Source organism: Variovorax sp. P4_D9, from assembly GCF_056401695.1.
The window spans coordinates 1-4,019 of record NZ_JBFUIU010000798.1 but is presented as its reverse complement, the minus strand read 5'-3'; the positions used below and the strand labels follow the sequence as shown (position 1 = coordinate 4,019).

10 protein-coding genes are annotated in these 4,019 nt (G+C 63.4%); 5 read left to right on the top strand and 5 right to left on the bottom strand.

The genetic code is table 11. The annotated features are described in order from the left end of the window. Positions 1-15: 15 nt before the first annotated feature. The 5 genes from AC1DY5_RS45480 to AC1DY5_RS45460 are packed head-to-tail and all read right to left on the bottom strand — an operon-like array spanning position 16 to position 1,522. Positions 16-393 carry a hypothetical protein gene (locus AC1DY5_RS45480; RefSeq protein WP_478120971.1) on the bottom strand — a complete coding sequence of 126 codons (378 nt, stop codon included), beginning with the start codon at positions 391-393 and terminating at the stop codon, positions 16-18. Next, positions 390-713, bottom strand: a complete 324-nt coding sequence (locus AC1DY5_RS45475; protein WP_478120970.1) for a hypothetical protein — start codon at positions 711-713, stop codon at positions 390-392. Before AC1DY5_RS45475 ends, AC1DY5_RS45480 begins: the two co-directional genes overlap by 4 nt. Beyond that, complete coding sequence (locus tag AC1DY5_RS45470; protein ID WP_478120969.1) at positions 710-958, bottom strand: hypothetical protein; 249 nt, start codon at positions 956-958, stop codon at positions 710-712. The genes AC1DY5_RS45475 and AC1DY5_RS45470 overlap by 4 nt, the downstream gene beginning before the upstream one ends. 57 nt (positions 959-1,015) lie before the next feature. Then, the gene (locus tag AC1DY5_RS45465; protein WP_478120968.1) at positions 1,016-1,198 is read right to left on the bottom strand and encodes a hypothetical protein; all 183 of its coding nucleotides are present in this window, start codon (positions 1,196-1,198) and stop codon (positions 1,016-1,018) included. Next, complete coding sequence (locus AC1DY5_RS45460; protein ID WP_478120967.1) at positions 1,199-1,522, bottom strand: Cro/CI family transcriptional regulator; 324 nt, start codon at positions 1,520-1,522, stop codon at positions 1,199-1,201. It abuts the gene before it with no gap. Between the two features lie 114 nt (positions 1,523-1,636). On the opposite strand from AC1DY5_RS45460, the gene AC1DY5_RS45455 reads away from it, so the two are divergent. From AC1DY5_RS45455 to AC1DY5_RS45435, 5 genes are all read left to right on the top strand, one after another. Next, positions 1,637-2,341, top strand: coding sequence for a S24 family peptidase (locus tag AC1DY5_RS45455; protein WP_478120966.1), 705 nt, complete (start codon positions 1,637-1,639; stop codon positions 2,339-2,341). Beyond that, positions 2,338-2,901: a hypothetical protein gene (locus AC1DY5_RS45450; RefSeq protein WP_478120965.1), complete on the top strand. Its 564-nt coding sequence runs from the start codon at positions 2,338-2,340 to the stop codon at positions 2,899-2,901. The genes AC1DY5_RS45455 and AC1DY5_RS45450 overlap by 4 nt, the downstream gene beginning before the upstream one ends. Positions 2,902-3,161: 260 nt before the next feature. After that, the gene (locus tag AC1DY5_RS45445; RefSeq protein WP_478120964.1) at positions 3,162-3,518 is read left to right on the top strand and encodes a hypothetical protein; all 357 of its coding nucleotides are present in this window, start codon (positions 3,162-3,164) and stop codon (positions 3,516-3,518) included. Beyond that, positions 3,515-3,769 carry a hypothetical protein gene (locus AC1DY5_RS45440; protein ID WP_478120963.1) on the top strand — a complete coding sequence of 85 codons (255 nt, stop codon included), beginning with the start codon at positions 3,515-3,517 and terminating at the stop codon, positions 3,767-3,769. Before AC1DY5_RS45445 ends, AC1DY5_RS45440 begins: the two co-directional genes overlap by 4 nt. A gap of 21 nt (positions 3,770-3,790) precedes the next feature. Next, positions 3,791-4,019, top strand: a 229-nt coding sequence (locus tag AC1DY5_RS45435) for a hypothetical protein (RefSeq protein WP_478120962.1), incomplete at its 3' end; no start/stop codon positions are given.

Sequence of the window (4,019 nt, the reverse complement as noted above, 5' to 3'; positions counted from 1 at the left end):
GCCATTGATTAGCCATCAGGCAGCCCCCCCCGCGGCCTGGCTCATGAAGTCGGCATTCGCGGCCGCGCGGCGGCGCAGGGCCTTGGCCACGCGAAACTCGAAGAGGCCTCGGTGCTCGGGGTTCACGAGTGCGAACAGGCGCGCGAGGTACGGCGTCATGTGGTCGTTGAGCTTCCAGGCTCCGCCCACTTCTTGCAGAGCTGAGGTATGGCGCAGGACTTCGATGATGGTCCGCGCGCTGAAGTGCGCGAAGCCCTTCGCGACCGCGCGCAAAGCCTCGCGCTCGAAGGCCTCGTAGACGTGCAGGTTGTCGGGCAGGTAGGCCAGGAAGTCTGGCGTGAAGCTGTCGGCGTTCAGGCGTGCGAGCGCCAGCACGGTGCTATTGGTTGTCATGCAAGTCCCTCCAGCTGCATCAGCGGCTCGGTCGCGCATTGCAGGGTTTCGCGGCTGTAGGGCTGGCCCGTTCGCGCATCGGCCAGAAACTCCTCGTCGCGCAGCTCGATCAGGTACATCGGCCGCGTCATGGGCTCGTGCAGGTAGCGCACGCGCGCGTTGACGACTTGCACGCCGTAGTGCTTCGCCTCGGCGCGCAGGGCCTTGACCTCTTCCTCTTCGAGAAGGAGGCGGCTATCAGCGAGGCGCCAGTAACGGCGCTTGCCGTGCATCGGTGCCGGCACGGACCGCAGGGCTTCGAAAAGATCCCGGGTGCTCATGCCGGGGTGCCCCCGGTCGGTGAACTGTCAGACAGAGAACCGACCAACCGAAGCCGGTGCTCCATCACCATGCGGATATGGGCCTTCCCGAAGCAATCCACCGTAGCGAGGTACTCGAGGTACTCGGACTCGGAGCTGTAGCCGAGGTCGTTCCAGCGGCGGCGCACGGCCTCCTTGAGTTCGTCGGACACGCGCGCTTCGAGCTTGGAGGACTTCTTCCCGCCCATGATGGCGCGGGAGAACATGGGGAGGTCACTGTCGAAGGGTGTGACTGGGCACATGAGTTCGATGCCTGTGATGAGTCAGGGGGTGAATGGACGGAGTTCTGCCGCCCGGCGCGCGAAAGCGCGGGAGAAGACGGCGCGGCCGACCGACCGCCGGGAAAATGGATTCACGTCTTTGATGCGCTCCCCACGTTCAGCCGCGTGCACTGCGAGGTCGCGGATCTCGCGGGTCGTGAGGGCGCTGATGGGCTTGACGTGCATTCAGGCGATCGCTCTATGAGGGCGGGGCTGGATGCGGGGCGCGGCCTTGACCGGGCGCAGGCGGCGATCGGCCTTGGGGGCGCGGAAGATGCCCCAGTCGACATCCGGGCGCAGGGCTTCGCAGGTGACGCGGCCACCCGTGAAGCGCTCGATGGCGCCGCAGTGCTCGGCCGGCACGTTGCGGCCTTCCAGCTTCCACTGCCCGAAGGCGCCCTTGGTGACGCCTAAAAGTGTTGCCAAACGTCGCTGCGAGCCGACAATCTTTCCTGCCTTTTCCAGGGGGTGCAGGGGTGCCGATTCGGCGAGGGGCTCGGCCGAAATCATCGAATTCATAGACTTTTCACATCGTTACGATGCGACAGTCTATAAATACTAGATTCAAGAAGTCAAGATAAGCAAGACGACTTACTCTGTAATAGTCGCGAAAATCTAAACCCTATGAACATACCCGCATGGCTAAAGGCTGCTCGAAAGCATGCCGGCATGACACAGGAGGAAGCCGGGACCTTGGTGGAAGTCACCAAAGGCAACTGGTCAGCTTGGGAAAAAGGCAGGCACAGCCCAAGCGTTGTGCAGATCGCGAAGCTCTCGGAGGCGTTGCACTACCCTCTTCCCGCAAATCTAGGCGGCCCAGGTAATACGGAAGACCCCGGGCCGGGTGCCGGTGTTGGCGGAAAAGTCACACTCGAAACAGAATCAAAACACTCAGACTCCAGTCAGGTTGTCTACGCAGGGGCCGTGTCCTACAGTCGACAGATACCGGTTTCAGGTAGTGCTCGCCTCCGGCCTGGGGGCCTTGTGGAGATTGATTTCATGGGCGGAGTGGATGGGTTTGTATTGCTACAGACCCAAGACAGTGTGGCCTTCGCACTGCGGATCCGCGGCGACTCGATGGCGCCCGCGATTCGAGACGGGTGGTACGTAGTGATCTCGCCTGGCGCGAAGCCAGCAGTCGGCGAGTACGTTGTGCTCCACCTCAAAGATGGCACACAAATGGTTCGCGAGCTGCTCTACGAGCGCGCTGACACGGTTGCAGTGATGGAGGTCAACGGCAACGTCCGCCAGACCCTCACGGTGGAAGAGATTGAGAAAATGCAGGCGGTCGTGGCCGTCGTTTCACCTAGCCAGTGGCTGGCCCAATGAAGAAGCGCACCCTCGCCTTCTGCCTGGCRCTGGTGGCCGGCGGTGCGTCGGCCCAGGTCTTCCGCYGCATCGAGAACGGCAAGGTGGTCTATTCCGACAAGTACTGCGCCACGGAGAAGACCCAGCGCACCGACATCATGCTCGACCAAGCCACCATGGAGCGCAATCGCGCGCAGGCCGCAGCTGCCGGTCCGAACAGCACGCTGCAGAGCATCGAGCGCGCCCGCCGAATCCAGCGCAGCACCGTCGATACGGTGACGCGCCAGTCGCAGAGCGACGATGAAGGCCCGGCAGTGATCGGCCACAACCCCAACGAGCGCATCGACGCGCAGAGCGAGCGCAACATGCAGCGGCGCCAGGCCGAGCTGGATGCGTCTGCGCGCATGCGCCAGGAGCAGGACGATCGGCGCGCCCGTGCGCCGGCCCAGCTGGTGAACTGCGACGGCGCGGGCTGCTGGGACACCCAGGGCAACCGCTACAACGCCGCGGCCGGGGGCAACTTCCACCGCTCCGATGGCAAGTTCTGCACGCGGGCCGGCCCCAACGTTGTGTGCAACTGACTCCCTCTGCGATCCATGCAAAGCCCGCCACGAAGCGGGCTTTCTTTTTGACCCGTTGCGACCCATCCACACTCTCTTTCATTTGACACATAAAAAAATGAGATTTCTGGTAGCAGGGCTACCCTAGAGTCAACAGGTTCTAGATTAAAGTTGAGCTCATGTTGACTTTCTCTTAGTCTAGATATTCAATACCTCCCTCGCCATTGCGCAGTGAAGGAGTATTGAATGCAGATCCTCGAGATCAACGGATGGAGCGCCTTATGAGCGCCCTCACGTTCGAAGTGCTTGCCACCCTGCGCAAGCTGCACACCGTCTGTGTCGGCATGGATCACAAGGTCCAGACCAAGCGCCCGACCGAAGAGCAGTTCCAAGAAGCCCTCGCCGAAGCCGCCGCAGTGCTGGCCAAGGTGCCGACCCAGCTCGCCATCCACGACCGCACGGCCTACGCCCAAGCCATGCGCCGCAACGACCTCCATGCGTGCATCGCCATCGAGAAGCGCTATGACCTCTTCGGCTGGTCCCCGGAAGTCGTATCCATCGGCCTGACTGCTGCGGCGGAAGGCAAGGACGTCAACGCCGAGGTCGAGGCATTCCTGCACGGGGAGATCGCCTCGTGAGCGCCCTCTTCCACACCCCGCTGACTGCCCCGCGCGTGTTCGTCGGCTCGGTCGACGCCACCCGCGAGCGCATCACGCCCATCCCGCGAACCCTCGAGCAAGCCTTCGGCCCGGCCGCGCACGGCGGCGTGCTGGTCGCCATGGATGCCGAGGAACCCATGCACCCGAGCGACCGCCTGGTCGCGCGCATCAGCGCCCTCATCGGCGCCGTCCTTCTCGTCGGCCTCATCGCCGAACGCCTGTTTTCTTGACCACCCCCCCGGAGTACTTCCATGACTGCACGTAGAAAGGCCAAGGCCCAAGTGCCTCCTCCCACTAATCGCACGCACAGCGTGATGGCCAGCCAGCCCGTCCTGGACGACGTCGCGCCCGTCGTCCGCCAGCAGGAGGGCGAATACCTCTTCGTGGCGATCGGCCCCAGCGCCGCGAACCGACGCCAGTTCGGCGACGACGGAGCCCAGGGCAACGTCGCGATGCTGCTGACCACCATCGTTTACATCC